This window comes from Agaribacter flavus (genome assembly GCF_042646125.1).
In the GTDB taxonomy this organism is placed as follows: Bacteria; Pseudomonadota; Gammaproteobacteria; order Enterobacterales; family Alteromonadaceae; genus Glaciecola; species Glaciecola flavus.
In genome coordinates, this window is record NZ_JBHRSW010000010.1 from 43,230 (window position 1) to 65,582 (window position 22,353).

The window sequence follows — 22,353 nt, forward strand, 5'->3', positions numbered from 1 at the left end:
CTTAAGTATCTCACTGTAAATTAACTGAACTCGGGAGCGTTAGCTTACATAAGTATTGACATAGATTTAACAACTCTCATACTTAATACTTTTAACGTGGTCTCTATGTCTGTCGGAATACAACAACAGGGTTATTTTCACGCCTTTTAGCTTTTGTATATCAACAATATAGATAGCATAGCCAATATTAGTTGTTTATTACTTCAAACGGTACAACATGAAACATTTATTTTTTTTCTTCGCGCTCAGTTTAGTGCTTTTTGCTTGTTCAGAGGCACCAGAACAGATCAGTCATCATACAGCTGAGGAGACTTCACGCACAGATAGATCATTAGGCCCCCAAAACTTTAACGAAGGATGGCTATTTTTTGAGGGGGACAGCAAAGATTTTGTCGCTGCCGATTTTGACGATAGTGCTTGGCAAAATGTGAGATTACCTCACGATTGGTCAGTGGCACATCCGTTTGACGAAAAGTGGGATGGTGCAACAGCGTATTTGCCCGGTGGTTTAGGCTGGTATAGAAAGCGTTTCAAAAGTACGTCAGATGCTAATGATACACTGACTTTTATTAATTTTGACGGAATATACAATCATTCGAGCGTTTACATTAACGGCAAAAAAATTGGTGGGGAAGTCAATGGATATACCCCTTTTACTCTGGATTTAACTGCATATTTAAACCCCGTAGGCGAAGACAACATCATTGCCGTTAGAGTGGATAGAACGCGCTATATTGATTCGCGTTGGTACCCCGGCTCGGGGATCTACCGAAACGTCCACTTGTATCAAAAGCCAAAGCTACACATTCCAGTTTGGGGAACATATCTAACTACACCAAACATTTCTGCTGAAGCAGGGCTTGCTGAACTCACGGTTACTTTACACAATCGTGAAGACGCCGAAAACACTACATTGTTGAGAACGCGTGTACTAAACGCAAAGGGCGAAGAAGTAGCAAAACACGAAGAGGCTGTTTCGGTGCCAGCGCGAGGTGAAGCGGAATTTACACAAAACTTAAGGATAGACTCACCTGAGTTATGGGGAATAGCGTCACCATACCTATATTCAGTTGTCACCGAATTACTGAGTGACGGCCAAACGGTAGATAAAATTACTACGCCACTTGGCTTCAGAACCATCGAATATAAGCCTGACAGTGGTTTTTACCTAAACGGTGAACATACCCTAATTAAAGGTGTAAACATTCACCACGAAGCTGGCCTTGTGGGTGCTGCTGTGCCTGAAGATGTCTGGCGCCGCCGATTACTTACCTTAAAAGAAGCAGGCGTGAATGCCATTAGGATGGCGCACAATCCGGCTTCACGAGAGCTGATGGCACTATGCGACGAGCTTGGATTGCTGGTTCAAGCAGAGATTTTTGACGAATGGGATTACCCCAAAGACAAACGCTTAAATCAGCAAGAAAGACACGATGATTACATCAGTAGAGGGTATGCAGACTGGTTTCAGACTCACGCTGAAAAGGACTTAAAAGCTGCGGTTATGCGTGATCGCAACCATCCTTCTCTTATTATGTGGAGTATTGGTAACGAAATAGAGTGGACTTATCCACGGTATGCCGCTGCCACGGGTTATTTTGATATGAATGCGGGGGGCAACTACTTTTTCAATCCGCCCTTTATTAGTCCGGAAGAGATCAAGCAGCGATTTGAGACCAGTGAAGAAGGCGAATATGTACTAGCGAAGACCGCACAAAAACTATCTGCTTGGGTAAAGGAACTCGATACCACCCGACCTGTCGTGGCAAATATGATACTGCCTTCGGTAAGTCATATTTCAGGTTATACCGATGCACTCGATATTGTTGGATACAGCTATCGACGCGTCATTTACGACTACGGTCGACGCTTATTTCCTGAGAAGATGATAATGGGTACGGAAAATGTAGTGCAATGGCACGAGTGGAAAGCCGTATTGGATCGTGAATTTATTGCCGGTACGTTTTTGTGGACAGGGATTGATTATTTGGGTGAGGCGCATGGCGGCTGGCCGCGCAAAGGTGTGGCAAGCGGAATGTTGGATCTGGCTGGATTTAAAAAGCCTTCTTTCCATATGTTTAAATCACTATGGAATGACGAACCAAATGTGTATTTGACTACGCAAGCACTTGATAAGTCAGTATACACGCTAGACAAAGATGGCAAGGTCGTAGAAAAAGAGCCGGGTAGTTGGGAAAAGCGGGTGTGGTACTGGCATGATGTGCAAGGCCATTGGAATTACAAGGACGGTGAATCGACGGTTGTTGAAGCGTATAGTAATTGTGACTCACTTGAGCTCTTCCTTAACGGCACTTCCTATGGCAAGCAAAATTTAGCAGATCATCCAGACCGCGTGTATAAGTGGTCGGTACCCTTTACAAGCGGAAAGCTTGAGGCAAAAGGAGATTGCGGTGTAAGTAACTCTGTCGTGACTGCAATGGCGCCGACTACTCTGCTTGTGGATACAGATAAAACTGCGATTACTATTGACGAAAAAACGGTCTCACATATTGAAGTGCAATTAAGCGATAAAGACGGAAATCCAGTCAGTCATCAAGAGTCAACGCTCACATTTATTGTGCCAGATGGTTTACGTCTACTGGGTGTCGATAATGGTTGGGTTAACAGTGTGCAAGATTACCAAGCGGATTCTGTCAAAACATACTTAGGCCGAGCTTTAGGTATTGTCGTGGGTGAAAAAGTAGGTACTTACGAGATCAAAGTTATATCCGAAGCAGGTGGAGAAGCGAGTATTGCTGTCGAAGTGATCTGGTGAGAGAGCATCACATCCGGTTACTTAATGCGTAAAAAAGAGTGTAAAAAAGTGCTGCTAGCGTAGATGTAAAAAAGCCCTCGTGATTCACACCGAGGGCTTTTTTGTAGATGTTTCAATTTACTATTTTGTTGCAAGCGCTAAAATGTCGCTCACTCCTATTAACTACCAAAATACAATATATAGAATAATCGTTAAGACCACTACGCCCATTCCCAGCATTTTGGCTTTTGGCGAAGAGCGCAAGTCGATGTCTTTGTTCTCTGGTAATACAACTGGTTCCTGTAGCGGTTTCCAAGCTGTCATTACTGCACTGTATGCGCATACGACGACTAAGCATATCGCCATTCTATCTAAGAATGAAATGTCATCGGCAAACCAAAGCCCTGCATCAACGATAATGTCACCCAACCACCACTTCAGTAAGCCGTATAACACCGCGTTCAGAATGATGCCGCTCCAACCAAGAAATTTGGGTGCGCGCGGGACTAACATACCAAATAAGAAAATGGCGATGATGCCAGAACTAATAAACCCTTGAAATTCCTGAATAAAAGTAAATATACCGCCAAAACTTGGATGCGCTAGTGTGGGTGCGATTGATGCTGAAATAATAACAAACAAAACAACGAAACCACGTCCCCAGAAGGGGAGTTTTTCGTCTGGTATATCAGACTTAATTTTTCTAACGACATCCATAGTCGCAATAGTGGAGGCTGAATTAAGCATGGACGCCAAAGAGCTAACGATGGCACCAAAGATAGCTGCGAGCACAAACCAGCTAATCCAAGGATAAGGTTTGATGAGGTTGCGCAATAACACGGGGAACGCTCCATCAAAGTCGTAGCCATCACCTGATGATAAGGCCATTTGCTCGTAGTATAAATTAAATGCCAAAATCCCCGGAATGACAACGACAAAGGGGATCAGGAGCTTTAAAAATGCTGCAAAGACAATACCCATTTGGCCTTCAGCCAAGGATTTCGAACCAAGCGTTCGTTGGATAATGTATTGATTAAAACCCCAATAAAAAAGATTGGGTATCCAAAGCCCGACAATAAGTGCTGACCAAGGTATTTCTGCATCGCTTAAGGGGCGCACCATGTGTAGCTTGCCTCCTTCTTCTGCTGAGCCACCGTTGAGCAGTTGAAAGCGCTCCCATGCGCCTGCATCAGCCAGTTGTTCGGTAGTCACATCTTTTAAGGTTGCTGTTTTTACCAACGACGCTGGATCAGCACCACCGAGTGCTTGGAAAGCAAGGTAAGCAACGATGGCTCCCGCGATGATGAGTGCCGCACCCCATACTAAGTCAGTCCAAGCACAGGCTTTTAAGCCACCTACAAATACGTATCCCGCAGCCAAAAATGCAATCAACCAACACGCAGCCGTTAAATTGCCTAGTATAAATACATCGGGGTAGTAGCCAGAAATCACCTTGGCACCCGAGTAGATCACGGACGCGGTGGGCACGCCAACCAAAATCAGTAAGGTTGCCAACGCCATTACGGTGCGCGCAAATCCGCCATAGCGATATTCAAGAAATTCTGGTGCGGTATAAATGCCGACTTTCAAGAATTTTGGTAGCAGAACAAAGGCTACAAAGATGAGTGTGATAGCGGCCATCCATTCGTAGGAGGCGATTGCCATGCCTAGCCAGTCTGCGGCTTTTCCCGACATACCTACAAATTGTTCTGTAGATATATTGGCAGCAATCAAAGAAAAGCCAACCAGATACCAAGATAGCCCACGACCAGCTAAAAAATAACTGCTTGCTGCACTGCCGGTTTCTTCTGCATGTTGTCTGCTTTTCCAGACCCCCAAACTGATGACACCGATTACGGCGATAGAAAACAATAGAATTTCAACGGTGTTCATTGCTAATAAAGTTCCTTGTCTATACACGTCGATTTGATTTGTAATCGACTAGTTGAGTTAACAAATAATTAACAATATGAAAAGTGTAATGCTAAATATTCACATATAGTTTACATTGTGCTGGTGAAAAGGATAGCCTAGGAATGCGCAATAAATGAATGTGTTTTATTAAGCGCTTAATTTGTTGCATATGTGAAGTGAAAGTTGCTGACTTTCTTTACTAAAAAACGGCGGATAGCTCCTAGGGGTTTGACATTGAGCGCCGTATAGAAGACGCTCAAAGTCAGCTTTTATTTAGAATTTAGCTCTTACACCAAGCGTAAAGCTTCTGCCTGGTAACGGTGCATCATTGACTAGAAATGACGTATGCACTCGCGCTTCTTCGTCACTTAAGTTTTTGCCGCGAGCAAAGAAAATCCAATCCACATTTTGTGTATACCAAGTGTAATTTACGCCCGCTTCAAAAAGTGTGTATCCATCGGTTGGAGATTCAAAGTTAGCAACTTTAGTTTGATCATCGTACCAGACTACGCCGAAATCACCTTGCCAGCCTTCATACTCAAAACTAAGCTCACCCCCAATTCTTAATGGCGGGATTCGCGGTAAATCGCCATTATCTACTTTTGCACGAATGTAATCGGCGTAAGCTTGAACAAACCAAATGTCATTCACTTGATAATGCATTTCTGCTTCAAAGCCATAGAGTGTTGCGTCTTCTTGACGGAAGTTTAGGATAGGAAAACCTTCTTCGTCTTCATGACCATGCTCGTCTTCGTCATCGTGCATGCCTTCGTCGTCATCGTCATGCATGCCTTCCTCTTCGTTATGGCCTTCGTCTTCATCGTGCCCTTCATCATGACTATCTTCGAACTCAAAACCGCTGTCTAGCTGGTATAAGTAGTCGTCAATACTGTTGTAAAAAGCCGACACAGTGAATCCCCAATCGCCTGAGTACTTTCGCCAAGTGATATCGAGGTTATTTGCGACTTCTTCGTTAATTTCACTTCCGCTTAGCTCGATCTCGCCTTCGTCGTTGGTGGTAAAAAATGCACCTAAATCAAAGGTACTGGTAGCAAGGTGCACGCCCGCTGAGAACAGTTCCTGCTGACTTGGTGCGCGTTCGGAACGAGAGTAATTTAATGCAATAGAATATTCATCAGAATAGGCCCAGTTGACGCCCCCAGATAAGCTCAGACTGGTGTAGTCCATATCTGGAAAAGCTACTTCACTTAGTTCATCTTCGTGATGCTCTTCTTCCTCTCCATGCTCTTCGCCATGTTCGTCTTCCTCGTGTTCTTCTTCCGAATGAAGAGGGGCAAAGAAAGTATCTGCTGATAATTTGTTGCGCTCCAAGCGCCCACCCAACTGTACGGTTAAATCATCAAACTTCTTTTCTTCCACAATAAAGAGTGCAAGCGTGTCAGTGTTATTGGATGGGGTGAACGCTTCTTCACCCACCGCTTCAAATTTTGAATTGACAGCGTGGATACCAAAGACGCCGTGCCAGCCTGAAATGCTGTCGTGTTCGGTTGTAATGCGTATCTCACTAGTCTCGTTGGCAAACCGTGTTCCAATCTCTTCACCTTCAAGCTCAACATGTTCATAATCAGTGTAGCCAGCGTTAAGTTTTATATTGTTTATGCCTTTGAATGGCGTAAGCAACTCACCAGCAAGTTGATATCGACGATTGTCTACATCCAGAAAAACACTCTCTTCGTCAAGTCCCTCTTCTTCGTGGCTGTCCTCGTCGTGACCCTCTTCGTTTTCTGTGTGTTCGTCATCATGGCCTTCTTCCTCATGGCCATGACCATGTCCGGGTACACCATAAAAGTTGTCAAGCTGTTGCACTGAAAAGCCTATAAAACCTTGGTCGCCAATGTAAGAGATACCTGCGGTGAGGTTTTCTGTATCGATAGAACTGCTCTCTAAAATTCCTGGTTCTTCACCTTCATCGGGCTCCCTTTCGGCAAACCCCGGAATTTCCACATCGCTGGTTTCTCTGCTCATCGCATCGAGATAAAAAGCCAGCTTATCTGTACTTGCACTGATATTGGCTCCAGCGAATTTTTCGTCGCTTGCCGTATCATGACGTAACTCTGCAGCACCCGAGACACCATCTGTTAAAGTGGATGGAATTCTGTTGTCAACAATGTTTACCATGCCGCCAATCGCACCACTACCATATTGTAAGGTTGCAGGACCTCTGAGTACTTCAATTTGGCTCGCGTTAGCGGCCTCTGCGCCAATATTGTGATCAGCACCGACTCTGGATGCATCGGAAACATCTAGTCCGTTTTGTGTGATTTTTACTCGAGGACCATCGTTACCTCTCACTACTGGGTTGGCAGCCACTGAGCCAAAATAAGTGCTATGGATACCGGGTGTTTTGCTGAGCGTGTCTCCTATGGTCGGCGATTGACGTTTGCGTAATTCGTCACCAGCCAATACGCTGACAGGCGTAACAGATTCTAATACTGAAGACTCTATTGCATTCGCGGTAACGACGATATTTTCTATGCTGGATGGCTTGAGTGTGAAATTGGCGGTTAATGCATCGCCAACGTCATCAAACTCTTTGTCTCCATGGACGTGGTCAATAGAGTAGACATGGAGGTGGATGTGGCCTTGCAATATGTCATCAAGGCGATATTTCCCATCTTTGTCGCTTTTCGCTTGTTGCGCATTCCCTTTTACTGAAATGATAGCATTTTCAATAGGCTTGCCGTTTGTATCGGTAATGATACCAGTAATGGTCACAGCGTGAAGCTGCCACGAGAATAAAATAAAGAGTGCTAGTGCACCACACTTGAGTATTTTGTGCATCTTGGTTTTTCTTTTAGTTAATAAGAGGATGGTTGGTTTTGTTATAATATAACATTATAAACCTAAAGGATCAGTATTTAACTAAAAATTAGGGTGGTAAAAAGCTTAAGCGTATGATTTTAATTTAATTATTGAGCTAAAAGTACATTGCCAGTGTAGTAATTTTGATACGGAACAAGTGCCTGATTTGGACGACCAATGTTGAAACTTAAAAAATCGGGCGCGTAAAAAGTTGTGTCTATCTGAAATGACGGAATAAACAGGTAAACATCACTTCAATACGCCCTCGAACCATGAAGGTTTTACTCATTGTTCGAGAGAGATAATAGACAAGTTATTTGTTTAAAAACACTGATCAATGGACGGTTTTTTATCGCACCAATAAACACCTAGTCGCTCTGCGGAATTTGATTAACGGTGTATCGAATAATATTACCCAGTAGTGCTTGCGAGTCTTGTGTTTGCGCACCCCTTAAGTTCATGGTGTAAACATAGCCTGAGGCTAATTGTGGGTAATTGATCCACATTGTTTTTCTGTCTTCTGATAAAGTGGTATTGACCTTAATATTCGCACTATGGTCGACTTTAGGCGATCCGTATTTTGCATGATAGTGATAGGTGTGAGCCTCTGCTGCTATGCTTGGCTTGGTATCTAGTGGCAGTGAAAAACTAATTTTGAATCCATTTTTAGTGAGTGTGACATCACTCACAAATAGATAGGGTTTTTTATTCCACGCGACAGATTTGATCCCTTCATCACCTGCCCAACCGAGGTGCGTTTTTCCGATCCACAAGTTTCCAGAAAGATCGAAGGCAAAACGGTTGTTGCCTATGCCTAGTTGTGCTGTTTCAAGAAAGGGAATCGCCGCCCCTTGCATCACCCCATTGACTTGATCGGGTAAAAACCGAATTAAACGTTGCTGATTCATATCACCGATAATGAGTTCATCCGTGGGGAGTCCAAATAATTTGTTTTGGGGAGGGGCAATGGCTTGTGTAGGAGAGTTTGCCAGTTCTCCATGTGGGAAAAGTCCAGCCGGTGGAGTACGCATCTGATTTAATGAGTGGGCAGACACATCGAGTGGATCTCGATCCCAGCCTTTGTTCCATACCAGCGATGCTGGATGACCGTAAAATTTCCCCTCTTGTACATGGTATAAAGGACTGGTGCCAAGCCAGTCACCTTGGTTGTCTGTTACCCACAATTTATCGTTTTTATCAACATATAAACCATTTGGTGAGCGAAATCCTGAGGCAAAGGGGCTTGCCTTTCCTTCAGGGGTGATTTTTAGTACCCAACCGCGATACGGTACTTTCGAAAACATTCGACCTGCAGTATGGCGCAAAGTGTTTTTCCATTCATCATTTCGCCAATCGGTCATGGTGTCTCGTGATGGCCCAAATGGACTAAAAGTACCGCGTATGTTTTCGAATATGCCTGCAAAGTTGGAAGCCACATTTAAACTGATGTAATAGTTGCCTTTGCTATCTACTGCCGGCCCGAATGCAAATTCGTGATAGTTGCCAGAAAGACCAAAGTCATCGCTGATGGTTTGATAGAAATCTGCTTGACCATTTTTGTCTTCGTCGACTAAGCGCGTTAACTCAGCCATTTGTGCCAGTATTAGAGAGCCGTCGGCCAATTCATGCAAACCGAGTGGTTCGTGAAGGCCGTGCGCAAATGTTTGCCATTTGTCTTCATTTGGATCGTAGATGAGTACTTCGCCTCGATGAAAAGCAGCGGCGATGTTTCCATTTTTTAATACGGTTAATCCCCCGATTTGTGCATTAACTTCTGGAGGAATAGTGATACTTTTAAACGTGTAATAGTCATCCCATGTATCTTCACCCTGTGCCACTTCCGTATCTTTAGAATTAGAAATAGTCGAATAAGCGGCTATGCTAAAAACAAAAAATATAAGCACCAAAGTGCGAAATAACGAGAGCATAGGCACGGTGTTTGTCATGAACTTGAAAGAAGTCTGGTCGCTGATTTGTGTCATTTTACTACCCTCATGTTTATCACAAACTCATTGGCCTCTTCTTTTGAAAGTATTAATTTATTTTTTACAATTTTGCCTTTAGATGCACGTAGTTCTACTTTGCCTCCATCAATCGATGGAGGTGCGGTGCTTAAATCGAGGCTGACCGCCTTGTCGTGCCCAGATAACGTAAATTGGCGAGTAATGCTAAGAGGCGTTTCACCGAGCGCGTACGACTCAATAATGTTCACTTCACCGATTTGGTAGATAAATTGCGGAAGTGTATTTACGAGTCGGTAACCCACAAATTCAAGCGTATTGCCCTCAGAAAATGACCAAAAATGCGCGGCTGTCTCTTGATAAACAAGGTCATCTTTTAATTTGTCTTTGTTGTTTTCGCCACTCAGAAAAAACTGTTTGCTGTGGTAAATATATCTGAGCCTGCAAGTCGTCGCGTCCCAACTCAAACCCAGCTCAGGAGAAAACACTATGGCGATGGCAGCGGGGCTGGCAAATGGCATATATGCGCGTTTGTAATAGGGGTAAGTGGGTGGTGGGGGCGTGAATGTGAAATTGTGTCTTTTGTTGGATTTTTTCTTTTTCACAGCCTTTAAACTGTGCAAGTAGTTAAATATATCTGTAATGCTATCGTCATCTAAATGAGACATCGCGGGCATTTGAATGGCATCTTGGCGTTTTTTCCCCGGTACCTTCGTCCAGCTCAAAAACTCAGCTTGCTTCTCTTTTGGATATAACGATTGAATCTCTTTTATTGACGGCCCAACCGTCATTTCGTTTAGCGCGTGACATGCTTTGCAGTTTGCCTCATATGCAGATTTTCCCTGCTCATTCGCAAATGCTTGTGAAACACACAACAGCAGTAAACTTGTTAAATATGTCTTACCCATATGTTCCTAAAGCTCAATTCAATGTTTTTGTTTTGGATATAAATAGGCTCGCAACTGTGCGCTTCGTAGTATGGAGGGCCTTTGTGCTGTGTTCTGCCCGCTATTTGAAAGTTATTTTGTACTAGCACGCCGTTGTGAAGAACGGTTATGCTTGCTTTCTCCAACAGTGCTCCATCGTTTGCGAATCGTGGTGCTTTAAATATTACATCGTAGCTTTGCCATTGCATGGGCGCTAGGCTTGCATTCACAAGTGGCGCGCTTTGTTTGTAGACAGATGCAGCTTGACCATTTACATAAGTTGGGTTGTCATATGAATCAAGGATTTGCAGTTCATAGCGGCCTTGAATGAAAATCCCGCTATTGCCTTGACGTTGCCCTGAGCGCTCTGAGTTTTTAGGCGGCGTCCGCCACTCGATATGCAGTTGCATGTCGCAGAACTTTTCTTTAGTGGCAATACCTGTTGTGTTCGGCTCAATGGTAAGAATACCTCCTTTAACGCGCCATTTTGCTTCACCGTTGTGTCCTCGCCATTTGTCTAGATTTGTTCCATTGAACAAGCTTATTGCATCCGATGGAATGGGGTAGGGATTCACTTTTTTGGGAACAGGTTCCCAAATTTCAGTATCTTCAGGCTTGTATTGTTCCGATGCATAAAGTTTGTGGATAAGGAATAAAGCTAAAATAAACAACGATTTAGCGGTAAACCATGCGATGGAACAAGAAAAAGAAGTATCTAAACGAGTAATTTTTCGCATATAAGTTTACAAATGAAAATATTAAATTATATGTAAAATACTATGCATTATGGTGTAAATGCAATTTTAAATCACAGCAGATACATAACGTAGAAGCTCCCCTTTTTTCATCGTAAAACCGCTGCGAGTACATCCATGTACGCTTTGATTTTTCGTCCATGAAAAATAAATTTTGCGATGAAAAAAGGGGAGCTTCTACGTTATGTATCTGCTGCTAATTTTAATTTTTTCAGCATTTAAACCAATTGAGTTTTCTTATCGACTAAGCTAACAAGTAAAACAAAAACACTGAGTGAATGACCGCAAGTCCGAGAGTTTCAGTTTCAGAAGGCATGTATGAAAATGATGAAGAAAGCATCATTTTAGCCGCGCAAAAAGGCGATCGCATAGCGTTCAAAACACTATATGAACGGCATATTCCACGCGTATATGCCTTGTGCTTTCGGCTGTGTGCGGATAAATCTCATGCAGAAGATGCGGCTCAAGAGGTGTTTATTCAGTTGTGGCGTAAACTTGATAACTATGACCGTCGAAGCCAGTTTTCAACGTGGTTATACAGTGTGACGGCAAATGTGACGATTTCGTATTTACGCAGACAAAAAGCGTGGTGGCAAAAGGCCTTCAGTATCGAAACAGAAGCAGATTTACCAGACTCGATTGCGTGTGATCCAGATATTACGAGCCTAGAAAAACATATTTTTAAGCTACCCGAAAGAGCAAGGTGGGTATTCGTATTGCACGCAATCGAAGGCTACCGCCATGAAGAAATAGGCAAGATGCTGGGCATGGCAGTAGGCACCAGTAAAGCGCAGTTTCACCGTGCGAAGCAGTTGGTAGAGGAGTCGATAGAACATGGCTGAAAAAAAATCAGATTTAAACAGTGCTTTACAAGCCCTGCCAAAAGAAAGAATACCGGCGAGAGATCTATGGCTGGGTGTGGAATACGCTATTGCGGCAGAAGGCAGTGCTAAACACAAACCCACGAAAAGACAAAGCGTCTGGTACGAGAGTTTTGGTATTGCGGCTTCTTTTTTTATTGTGATTATTGTGGGTTATTTCAGTTTTCACGGAAGTTTACAAAACGACGAGTTTATTGCTGAAGAAATGAGTATGCAGTTTGAGCGACAAAAACAAACTTTACTGATGAGTTTAGAAGACAGTGATGCAACGACAAGTAATTGGCAACAACAATTGAGTGAGTTGGATGACGCAGCTAAAGCCATCAAGCAAGCTTTGGAGAACGACCCTAATAACCGGGCACTATTGGCGATGTTGCGTAGTGTTTACGAACAACAACTTAAGCTAATTGAGCGCGTGCATACTCCCTCGTGGCAACAAATTTAATACTGAGGTAAGCCTTATGAGATATTTACATTTCCTTTTTAGCCCGTTTGGCAACAACAAACGCAAACTAGTGCTTGGCTCATTGGTATTGCTGTCTGTCAACCAGGCATGGGCAGGTAAAAAAATCGACGAAATTAAGGATGCAAGTCCAGATAGCATCGTCAAAATAGAACATCTATCGGGCGAGGCAACTATTGAAGGGTGGGACAAAAACCAAGTCAAGGTTTCAGGTGAACTAGGTGAAAACACTAAAGATTTTCAGTTCACCAGAGATGGGAAGACGATTTCAATTATCGTTAAAGTGGAAAAAAAGAACAAAAAGCATTGGAACTACGGGCACTATGAGGGCGACGATCTGACTATATTTGTGCCCAAAAAATCGCGAGTGCATTACCGCACTACCAACGCAGATGTAGGTGTTAGTGGTATTTTGGGCGGAACTAACATCGACGTAATAAATGGGAATATTCGCGCAAGTGAACTTGAAGGTAGGATTTATCTGGAAACCGTGAATGGCGAAGTGTCGGCGACTAAGCTCTCGGGTGATCTGGTTGTGGATACGGTAAATGGTGATATTGACATCGAACATATCGCAGGCAAGAAAATCAGGGTTGAAGCAGTAAACGGTGATATTCAGTTTGATACCTCCGCCGCCGATGTCAACGTTGAAACGGTCAATGGTGATATGCAATTGATTGTGAATTCAGCAATGGATATCAATATGAATACCGTCAATGGCTCGGTGGATGCTCGTTTAACCTTGGGCGACGGCGCTTATGTACAAGCCAGTTCGGTAGGGGGGAGTATTGATTTGAGCTTTGATGAAAACATTCAAGCAAGCTTCGACATTGAGAGTCATGCAGGCGGAAGAATACGCAATCGTCTAAACGACATTGAGCCGCAAAAAGCCAAATATGGACCACGCCGCTGGCTGGAATTTTCCATTGGCGAGCCCACGGCGACGGTAGAGGTATCAACGGTAAATGGCAGGGTTACTATCGAGAAAAAGTAAAGGTATTACTTTCTTGTGACCCAAAGCTTCATGATTGCACCTAATAATCCAAATATTGAAACGATTGCAAAGAATATCCAAGCGGGCTGCTTTTCTAGCCCGTGTTTCATCCCATCGAAACCTTCGGGACCACGATTGCCGCAGTTACCAGAGGCCTATATAGAGATCTCCCCGTTACCCAAGTTTGAAATAACTTGTTGTGTGCAGTTGCAACAGTTCTACAATTTATATTTAGCAAGGAGTTCCTTATTTTGTTTTGTAAGTTTTGGAGCGCTCCATGCGCCAGTTTTGATATATGTTTTATCTGAAATACGATGTTCGATTTTGTCTAAAACTTCGTCGTGAGGGTAGAGATAAACGTCGTCTTCTGAGATAAAGCAAATGAAGATATCTTTCCCACAATATTTCTGATTGAAGGAAAAGCGGCCTTTGAGTTGAACCCTGATACTTGTAACGCCATCTATATGAACACCAATAAAGTCCGCACCTTGCCAGTCGTTATTGAGCCACATTGTAGTAAAACCATAATCCGCTAGCTTTGCTGAAGCCTTCTGGAAATTATACATTTCCTTTGCTTTGGCATTTAGTTCGGAGTAAGAAATCTTTTTAAAGTCCAATGAATTCCTCTGTATTTCATAACTACATGATTAGATTGTGTGATTTTAAAGTAAGAATACAAAAAGTATTTTCAAACGCAAACCTTGAGCTGCCAATGCTTTCATTCTAGCGTTTTCCGTAAAATGGAGTCGCGACCGTACACTGTGACTTTGCGCCAAAGCATTGCAAACCTAGTCGCTGAAAGCATGTTCACTACAAAAATTAGTTTCAATCTAAAACCGAAAATTACCCACAAAGTTCATATTTGTATATATTTTATTAGCATTAACATAACAAAAACCGTTGATTCATAGCTGTGAATTTGTATTATGCTGTCGATAAAGTTGTTAACAATTTACCAGATGTAGTGGTCGCATTTGTTTGAATGCGCCTACAGCAACACATCCCAAACACTATGAAGGAAGATTTATGCCTAATTTTTCTCGCCGCAATATTGCGCTTGCCTTGGCTGCTATTTTCTCAAGTGCGCATTTACATGTTGCACATGCAGCAGACAGTAGCAGTGACTTTAAACACAATGTGTCTTTGCCAACCGCTAAAAAGTTGGATGGCGAAATCATGCTGTTCGATTTTGAATCGCGACGTGTCCCCTCTGAAATTATTAGCAACAACGCAAAAATAGGGTTGGACAAAAAATCTCCTATCAGTGGTAAGCGTTCACTTACGGTATACTTCAAAACTAAAGAAAATAATTCCTCTGCAATGGCTATTCGACCTGAAACGCCATTTGATTGGTCGGCATACAAAGATTTCCACTTTGCATATGATGTTACCAATACGGGAACAGAATCAGTGCAAATCGACCTCACCATGGGTGATAAAAACGGTGATTTTTATACACGAGGTATTGCCGTTGGTGCGGGTGAGACCAAAACTGTTTATGCAAAAATGGATGGACATGACCAAGTTGATCCGCCTTGGGCAACGCAAACAGAGTTTAACTTTGCCTCTGGTTTTCGCTCAAACCCTGTCACTTGGGAGTCAGGTGACCATCAATATTACTCTTTTTGGGGCAAAAAGCGTCTCGATTTGAGCGGCATCACGCAAATATCTTTTAATGCCGTTGGATTGGTAAGTGACAGACAAATTAAAATAGACAATGTGCGTTTGCGACCTAATCCAGACATGGATGAAAATTTCTTAGTTGGCTTGTTGGACAAATACGGACAAAATGCAAAAGTTGACTACGAAGACAAAGTTAAAAATGACGAGCACCTCGCGCAAATCGTAGCTGATGAAATGGCAACGTTAACCGGTCAAAAAATGGCGGATCGTTCCAAGTTTCACGGTTGGAAAGATGGCCCTCGATTTGAAGCGACTGGTTTTTTCCGTACCCAAAAAGTGGGTGGTAAATGGGCGCTGATCGACCCAGAAGGCTATCTGTATTTTTCTACAGGTATAGACATTATTCGTTTGTCTAACTCGTCTACAATGACCGGCTATGACTTTGATGATAAGTATATTCCCAAGCGCAGTGCAGACGATACCGTTGCTGAAGACGATCAGCCCTTAAATAGAGTGGCTGACGAAGCGCTTTACACCAGAAAGGTTGTTAATGAAACTCGCGCAAACTTATTCGAGTGGTTACCTGATTACGATGATCCGCTAGGTAATCACTTCGGTTATCGTCGTGAAGCGCAGAGTGGGCCACAAAAGCATGGCGAAACATTTAGCTTTTATAGTGCAAATTTAGAACGTCGCTATGGTGAAACCTACAAAGAATCGTATTTAGACACATGGCGAGCGGTGACTTTGAGACGTATGCTAGATTGGGGTTACACCTCCCTTGGTAATTGGTCTCAGGAGCAGTATTACGGTAACAACCAAATTCCTTTTGTTGCATTTGCTGACATTATTGGTGAATTTGGTACTTTGAGTTCGGGTTTTGACTTTTGGCATGGTGTACCTGATGCCTACGACCCCAAATTCCGTGAAAGAGCGGTCGCTGCTGCCGAGCACGTAGCGGGGCAAATTAATAATACACCGTGGTGTATGGGTATCTTTATGGATAATGAGCAGAGCTTTGGTCGCGGCGGCAGTGACGAGCTTTACTATGGTATTGTCTATAACACCTTAAAAGAAGACGCCGACAAAGTACCGGCGAAAGCGGCGTTCACCAAAATACTGAAAGACAAATATAAGTCGATCAAAAAGTTGAATAAGGCATGGGGTAAGGACTACGCCTCTTGGGAAGCCTTTGCTAAAGGTGCAGACTCTAGCTTTAATACTGAGGCACAAAAACAGGATTACTCTGATTTGTTGTATGCGTATGGTGTGCAGTACTTTGGCACGGTAAATAGTGCACTTAAAGAAGTACTTCCTAACCACTTGTATTTGGGATCGCGTTTACCTGTTTGGGGTATGCCTGATGAAATCGTGAAAGCGGCAGCCGAAAATAGCGACGTGATCACATATAACTTGTATGAAGAAGGCATCGTGCCTAGCGAATGGGATATTCTAGAAAAGGTGGACGCACCAAGCTTAATTGGTGAGTTTAGCTTCGGCTCTGATGATGCCGGACATGTGCATCCTGGAATAATCATTGCGGCAGATCAAAAAGATCGCGGCTATATGATGAAGCGCTATATGGAAACGATCATCGACAACCCGTATTTTGTTGGTGTGCATATGTTCCAGTACATGGACGGACCTATTTCAGGGCGTGCCTATGACGGTGAAAACTACAATACCGGCATGGTAAATGTAGTGGATATTCCATATAAGCATATGGTTGAAGCAGCCAAAGAAGTTCATACAGAACTGTATGAGCGACGCTATGGCTTCTTAAAAGAAGATAAGAAAAAATAAAACAAATTATAACTAGTTAAAAAACCGCCTACTCGCTTGATAGGCGGTTTTTTTTGCTCATGAATTTGGATGCCTTGTATTATAAAATAACATAACAAAACTTTGGGCTTTCATACTGTTTACTGTCCAAACAAGAATGTATATTAATAGCAATATAGTAAACAGCTAAATGTATTGTGCGATAAGTCCGCAATGTTTAAAGTATGCTGCAGTCTCCAGTGGGGTGAAAAATTAAGTGAGATAGTAGATGCAAGGTGGAGGGGACAGGTTTAAAAAACGGCTGCAAGTATATCCATATACACTTGTATTTTTCTTCCATGAAAAATACATTTTTTAAACCTGTCCCCTCCACCTTGCATCTACTATCTCACTTAATTTTTATCACAGTATAAGCGTTCATAGCAGTTCAAAGATAAGGTAAGTGTTTTGCGAAATGGTATTAAGGAACCCGTCTGTATAACTCAAAAATTCACCATGAGTTATGAGTATCCTGTTTTATTTTGTCGAGAAGTCTTTGATAGACAAAACTATACATTAAGCAAGTTAATTGACAACTTAGCCGAGTCTCCGTGTGTTCTCCCGATAATTGACAGAGGCGTTGCGGCATTGCGCCCTGAGCTTAAAGAGACTATTTGTGACTATTTTGCCCACCATGGTATTACTGCTTTATCACCTGTTGTGTTGGAAGGTGGAGAGGCATGTAAAAATGACGAGACCTTGCTCGAAAGCCTCTATTCTGCCGTTGAAGAACATCGTATTGACCGCCATTCTTATTTTTTGGTGATCGGCGGTGGCGCCTTGATCGATGCAGTCGGTTATGCTGCTGCAACAGCCCATCGAGGCGTGCGTTTAATCAGGATGCCCTCCACTGTACTGGCGCAAAATGATGCAGGGGTGGGGGTGAAGAATGCTATCAACTTCCACAATCGCAAAAATTTTGTCGGTACTTTTGCCCCGCCTTTTGCAGTTGTAAATGATTTTTCTCTGTTGAAGACATTGTCTAGCCGCGATAAGCGCGCGGGTATCGCAGAAGCGGTTAAAGTCGCATTGATAAAAGATCCTGCTTTTTTTAGCGAGTTGTATGAATTAAGGCATGCGCTTGCGGCCTTTGAACAAAACGCCACAGAAAAAATGATCATTGAATGCGCTAAATGGCATTTAGACCATATTGCTAATAGCGGTGATCCATTTGAATTGGGTTCAGCACGCCCTTTAGATTTTGGTCATTGGTCGGCTCACAAGTTGGAGCAAATGACAAACAACGCACTGCGACATGGCGAAGCTGTGGCTATTGGCATTGCACTAGACACTATTTATTCTGCCTTGGCTCAACACATTACTGTTGAACAAGCCGATCAAGTCATCGAACTATTACTGGATTTGGGTTTTGAATTAAACCACCCCGTACTGACTGACTTAGACATCATACAAGCGCTGAATGAGTTTAAGGAACATTTGGGTGGTGATTTATGTATTACCTTGCTGTCAGATATCGGCAAAGGATTTGAAGTTCACGAAATTGATGATGCCTTAATGCTAGACGCAATCAATCAAATTAAAGCCTTGTAGCTTGAATGTACCTGACTATGTCAAAGCTATTACCCTATTTTAAACTCATTCGCTTGCCAGCGGGTTTCACTGCTCTCTCAAACATCCTAGCGGCGTCTATCATCGTCAGCAACGGACAAATCAGCAGTGGCATTGTGTATTTGTTAGGCGCCAGCGTCAGCTTGTATTTTGCCGGTATGACACTCAATGATTGCTTTGATTTTAAAGAGGATTTACGCGAACGCCCCCAGCGACCTATTCCAAGCAAACAGGTTTCTCTGAAAAAAGCTTGGAGTATTGGTGCGATACTGCTGTGTTTGGGTGTTTGTTTGAGTTTATTACACAGTGCTGTTTCGGCTGGCATCGCGATAGTCTTATCTATCCTGATTATTTTGTACAACAGCGTATTCAAAAAAGGCTTATTGGGCTCGTTTTGCATGGCCAGTTGTCGTTACCTTAACTGGTTATTGGGTGCCAGTTTTCCTCTCGCTGCATACTCTTTTAGCGAAGACATTTGGCAACTAAATTTTTTGATTGCGCTTCCTATCTTTTTTTATATTGCGGGTTTAACTTTTTTGAGTAAACAAGAAACGACAGCGCAAAATAAGCAGGCGATTGGGGTATGTGCCGGTTTGCTGTTACTCAGTGTCGCGACTTGCTGCTATCTTGTTGAGCAATATTTTCAACTGACATGTGCCAAACAACTTATTTCCTATGGCTTGATTGCACTTTGTGCGCTGATAATGGCGAGAAAACTTATCGCAGTATTCAATGATTTTACGCCTTCAAATATTCAGCGTTTGATCGGGTTTATGGTGATGGGCGTGATACCTCTAGATGCTTTACTTACTGCACTTGCTGGGCACTATCTGTATAGTATGTTGATTTTGGCTTTATTACTCCCTAGCAGACTTGTGGGTAAAAGGCTTTATGTGACATAGGTAGATTGGCGATGGCTTTAGATGTGACAATACGTGTTTCAGTTAGAGAGCAGCTTGGGGTGATATGGCATACTCAAATGTCTACTAAGGAACGTGATTGGTTACTCAAAGGCTTTGATTGTTTGAAAAATACGGATGATCCCATCAACGAATTATTGAATCTATCTGCCTCAGTCAATCGCCAAATCCAATCAGACGTCACGTTTTCTGCTCTAGGGCATTGTAGTAGCAGTGAGTTAGTGAGGATTGCTTTAGTCCTTGAAGTGTTAGTAAGCCATCAAGAACTGAGTTTCAAAAAATTGGCAAAAGCCTATTATCAATACGGTGATAGCCAAGAGAAGTGTGCCTTATTAAAGGGCTTTGACGTATTTGATAACAATGGCGAAGCATTAGATACAGCGCTAAGAGCGACACGTTGCAATAGTCGCGAGGAATTTGCTGCCTTAGCGCTAAATAATGCTTATCCAAGCAAGCACTTTGAAGAGTTGAATTTTAATCAATTGGTATTAAAGGCGTTGCACCAAGGTTTGGACATTAGCAATCTACTTGGTTTACCCCAGCGTATAAATGAAGCCTTGGTGAATATGTGTTTTTCATATGTTGTCGAACAAGCGCTGGCTGAGAGAATACCGCCTGCTTCTATTTGGATGGCAATCAGATACACAGATTTATCGGATGAACACAAGCTGGTATTCAAAAAATATTGCCAGCACTTTATAGATAGAGACAAAGGGCACGAAGACCATATTCGCGCTCAAATCGAATTGCAAGGTATACAAAATGTGCCGATGTAGTGACGGCGCTTAGGACAATATTAATAGAGGATGAGTAAAATGAAATATTTCGACCCCCATATTCACATGTTTTCGCGCACGACCGACGATTATGAAAATATGGCTGCAGCGGGCATTGTAGGCGTGATTGAGCCGGCATTTTGGTTAGGTCAACCGCGTACACAGGTTGGGTCGTTTGTTGATTACTTTGATACCCTGATTGGTTGGGAGCATTTTCGGGCGTCTCAGTTTGGCATCATGCACTTTTGTACGATGGGGTTAAATCCAAAAGAGTCAAATGACGTAGAGCTGGCCGAAGCGGTGATGAAGATGCTGCCGCGTTACTGCCAAAAAGATAATGTTGTGGGTGTTGGTGAGATTGGTTACGACGATATGACTCCCGAGGAAGATCGCTTTCTATTAGAGCAACTTCAACTGGCTATCGACCAAAATCTACCCGTATTGATACACACGCCGCACCGTGACAAAGTCAATGGTACTAAACGTACCCTCGACGCTATAAAAGAGAGCGGTATAGCAGAAGAAATGGTCTTAGTCGATCACCTAAACGAACAGACTTTGCCACTCGTATTAGAAACCGATTGTTGGCGAGGACACAGTATTTATCCGAACACCAAAATGTCGGAGCCGCGCATGGTAAAACTTTTACAAGAGTACGGTACTGAAAAAATGATTGTAAACAGCGCAGCAGATTGGGGGGTGAGCGATCCACTGAAAGTACCCAAAACTGCACAGGCGATGTTAGAGAGTGGATTTAGTGAGGCTGAAGTCGAAAAAGTAACGTTTAACAATCCGATCAACTTTTTTGCGCAAAGTGGAAAAATATCTATCGATATGGTGAAAAAGCCCTTAATCGATCAAACAAAAACATATAAAGAAAACAAAGTTCTACGTGGTCAGGAACCGATCATCGAGAAAGACTAAGACGCAGTTTGTAAGTGTGAAGCTTTCCAAGCAACAAATAGCGTATTGCAGTAATGTGCACCCGGGGGATGATTTACCCTCGGTGATTAACAATATTCAATGCTATTTTTCTGCCGTCAAACAAAAACGCGGTCTACAACAGATGGCGTCGGGATTGTGGTTGTCGGCAAATACCGCTGCACAACTCAATCAGGACACGGATTTACTGTTTTCGTTTAAATGTTTGCTTGAACAACAAGGTCTTAACCTGACGAGTTTGAATGGATTTCCTTATGGCAACTTTCATCAAAAAGTAGTAAAAGAAAGCGTGTACTTACCTACTTGGGCGCAACTAGAACGCTTGGAATATACTCAGCAATTGGCAAAAATTTTGGCCTATTGCTTACCAAAAGAAGAGCGCTTTGGTGCAATATCTACCTTACCTTTGGCTTACGCAAAATCCTGGAGCGATGAGCAACATCACAGCGCCACTATTCACTTAATACAGCTTGCAGAATATTTAGCTTGTTTAGAGCGCGAAAGTGGCAAACGAATTGTGGTGTGCATTGAAATGGAACCCGATTGCGTGTTGCAATCAACAATAGAGTTAATCCAATTTTTTAAACAAGCCTTGATACCTGCAGCAAAAAACGCAGGTATGTCGCCGCAAACCCTTTGTCGTTACATCGCGTGTTGTTTTGATACTTGCCATCAGGCGGTGATGGGTGAAGACATTGAAAAAGCCTTACAATCCATCGTAGACGCAGGAATCTTTGTTGGAAAAGTTCAAATATCCAATGCTTTAAGCGCAAAACTGACAGATATCAGTGAGGCCGAACAACTCACAAGCATGTTCAATGATGATAAGTTTTTACACCAAACTAAAGTGTTTTTAGCCGGTAACTTGCATCGCGAAATAGCAGATTTGAACAAAGGCTCTCTTAGTCACCTGCTCGCTCAGGAGCAAACTTCTCCATACTCCTTGAGCATTCATTACCACATTCCTATCAATCAAACTCAGCAGGATCTGCCTTTGCCGTTTATTGATTCGACACAAGCTGCCATTTTAGCCGCTTTAGATTTTATAACTGACAAATTAGACTATGCGCCCAAGCTAGAAATCGAAACCTATACTTGGTTGAATTTCCTATCTGCAAGTAACTCTCAAGACGACATCGATGCGCGATTGATTGAAGGCTTAGTTGCTGAATTTGATTGGTTGGAAAAAGCTTTGGCTGAGCGTGATGTGTTGGTTTAGTTTTTTGTGAT

At 42.8% G+C, this 22,353-nt stretch carries 16 protein-coding genes; 10 read left to right on the top strand and 6 right to left on the bottom strand.

Features of this window, described 5'->3' with window-relative positions; genetic code table 11:
• Window positions 1–217: 217 nt before the first annotated feature.
• Complete coding sequence (locus ACFOHL_RS07090; RefSeq protein ID WP_376919519.1) at window positions 218–2,776, top strand: glycoside hydrolase family 2 TIM barrel-domain containing protein; 2,559 nt, start codon at window positions 218–220, stop codon at window positions 2,774–2,776.
• A 162-nt stretch (window positions 2,777–2,938) separates the two neighbouring features.
• On the opposite strand, the gene ACFOHL_RS07095 is transcribed toward ACFOHL_RS07090, so the two are convergent.
• From ACFOHL_RS07095 to ACFOHL_RS07115, 5 genes are all read right to left on the bottom strand, one after another.
• Window positions 2,939–4,648 carry a sodium:solute symporter family transporter gene (locus ACFOHL_RS07095; protein WP_376919520.1) on the bottom strand — a complete coding sequence of 570 codons (1,710 nt, stop codon included), beginning with the start codon at window positions 4,646–4,648 and terminating at the stop codon, window positions 2,939–2,941.
• Between the two features lie 294 nt (window positions 4,649–4,942).
• Window positions 4,943–7,471, bottom strand: coding sequence for a TonB-dependent receptor (locus tag ACFOHL_RS07100; protein ID WP_376919521.1), 2,529 nt, complete (start codon window positions 7,469–7,471; stop codon window positions 4,943–4,945).
• A 389-nt stretch (window positions 7,472–7,860) separates the two neighbouring features.
• Window positions 7,861–9,474 (bottom strand): hypothetical protein, encoded by a 1,614-nt coding sequence (locus ACFOHL_RS07105; RefSeq protein ID WP_376919522.1) that lies wholly within the window; start codon window positions 9,472–9,474, stop codon window positions 7,861–7,863.
• A complete protein-coding gene (locus tag ACFOHL_RS07110; RefSeq protein WP_376919523.1) occupies window positions 9,471–10,361 on the bottom strand; it encodes a c-type cytochrome in 891 nt (296 codons plus the stop codon). Before ACFOHL_RS07110 ends, ACFOHL_RS07105 begins: the two co-directional genes overlap by 4 nt.
• The gene (locus ACFOHL_RS07115; RefSeq protein WP_376919524.1) at window positions 10,343–11,116 is read right to left on the bottom strand and encodes a 3-keto-disaccharide hydrolase; all 774 of its coding nucleotides are present in this window, start codon (window positions 11,114–11,116) and stop codon (window positions 10,343–10,345) included. Before ACFOHL_RS07115 ends, ACFOHL_RS07110 begins: the two co-directional genes overlap by 19 nt.
• A 332-nt stretch (window positions 11,117–11,448) precedes the next feature.
• On the opposite strand from ACFOHL_RS07115, the gene ACFOHL_RS07120 reads away from it, so the two are divergent.
• From ACFOHL_RS07120 to ACFOHL_RS07130, 3 genes are read left to right on the top strand one after another with little or no spacing between them, the layout of a single operon-like run.
• Window positions 11,449–11,976: an RNA polymerase sigma factor gene (locus ACFOHL_RS07120; RefSeq protein ID WP_376919553.1), complete on the top strand. Its 528-nt coding sequence runs from the start codon at window positions 11,449–11,451 to the stop codon at window positions 11,974–11,976.
• On the top strand, window positions 11,969–12,460 hold the full coding sequence (locus ACFOHL_RS07125) for a hypothetical protein (RefSeq protein WP_376919525.1): 492 nt from the start codon (window positions 11,969–11,971) through the stop codon (window positions 12,458–12,460). The genes ACFOHL_RS07120 and ACFOHL_RS07125 overlap by 8 nt, the downstream gene beginning before the upstream one ends.
• A 16-nt stretch (window positions 12,461–12,476) precedes the next feature.
• Complete coding sequence (locus tag ACFOHL_RS07130; RefSeq protein ID WP_376919526.1) at window positions 12,477–13,472, top strand: DUF4097 family beta strand repeat-containing protein; 996 nt, start codon at window positions 12,477–12,479, stop codon at window positions 13,470–13,472.
• 218 nt (window positions 13,473–13,690) lie between these two features.
• Here the strand turns inward: ACFOHL_RS07130 and ACFOHL_RS07135 are convergent, their stop codons facing one another.
• Window positions 13,691–14,089: a hypothetical protein gene (locus ACFOHL_RS07135; RefSeq protein WP_376919527.1), complete on the bottom strand. Its 399-nt coding sequence runs from the start codon at window positions 14,087–14,089 to the stop codon at window positions 13,691–13,693.
• Window positions 14,090–14,498: 409 nt separating this feature from the next.
• Between ACFOHL_RS07135 and ACFOHL_RS07140 the strand changes: the two genes are divergently transcribed.
• The 6 genes from ACFOHL_RS07140 (at window position 14,499) to eboE (ending at window position 22,342) form a co-directional block, all read left to right on the top strand.
• Entirely contained in the window at window positions 14,499–16,898 is a 2,400-nt protein-coding gene (locus ACFOHL_RS07140) for a beta-galactosidase (RefSeq protein WP_376919528.1), read from the top strand.
• A gap of 426 nt (window positions 16,899–17,324) precedes the next feature.
• Window positions 17,325–18,467 (top strand): 3-dehydroquinate synthase, encoded by a 1,143-nt coding sequence (locus ACFOHL_RS07145; RefSeq protein WP_376919529.1) that lies wholly within the window; start codon window positions 17,325–17,327, stop codon window positions 18,465–18,467.
• A gap of 17 nt (window positions 18,468–18,484) precedes the next feature.
• Window positions 18,485–19,387, top strand: coding sequence for a UbiA family prenyltransferase (locus ACFOHL_RS07150; RefSeq protein WP_376919530.1), 903 nt, complete (start codon window positions 18,485–18,487; stop codon window positions 19,385–19,387).
• An 11-nt stretch (window positions 19,388–19,398) separates the two neighbouring features.
• Complete coding sequence (locus ACFOHL_RS07155) at window positions 19,399–20,181, top strand: EboA domain-containing protein (RefSeq protein WP_376919531.1); 783 nt, start codon at window positions 19,399–19,401, stop codon at window positions 20,179–20,181.
• A gap of 39 nt (window positions 20,182–20,220) precedes the next feature.
• Complete coding sequence (locus ACFOHL_RS07160; RefSeq protein ID WP_376919532.1) at window positions 20,221–21,105, top strand: TatD family hydrolase; 885 nt, start codon at window positions 20,221–20,223, stop codon at window positions 21,103–21,105.
• Window positions 21,106–21,121: 16 nt separating this feature from the next.
• On the top strand, window positions 21,122–22,342 hold the full coding sequence (eboE, locus tag ACFOHL_RS07165) for a metabolite traffic protein EboE (RefSeq protein ID WP_376919533.1): 1,221 nt from the start codon (window positions 21,122–21,124) through the stop codon (window positions 22,340–22,342).
• Window positions 22,343–22,353: the final 11 nt, after the last annotated feature.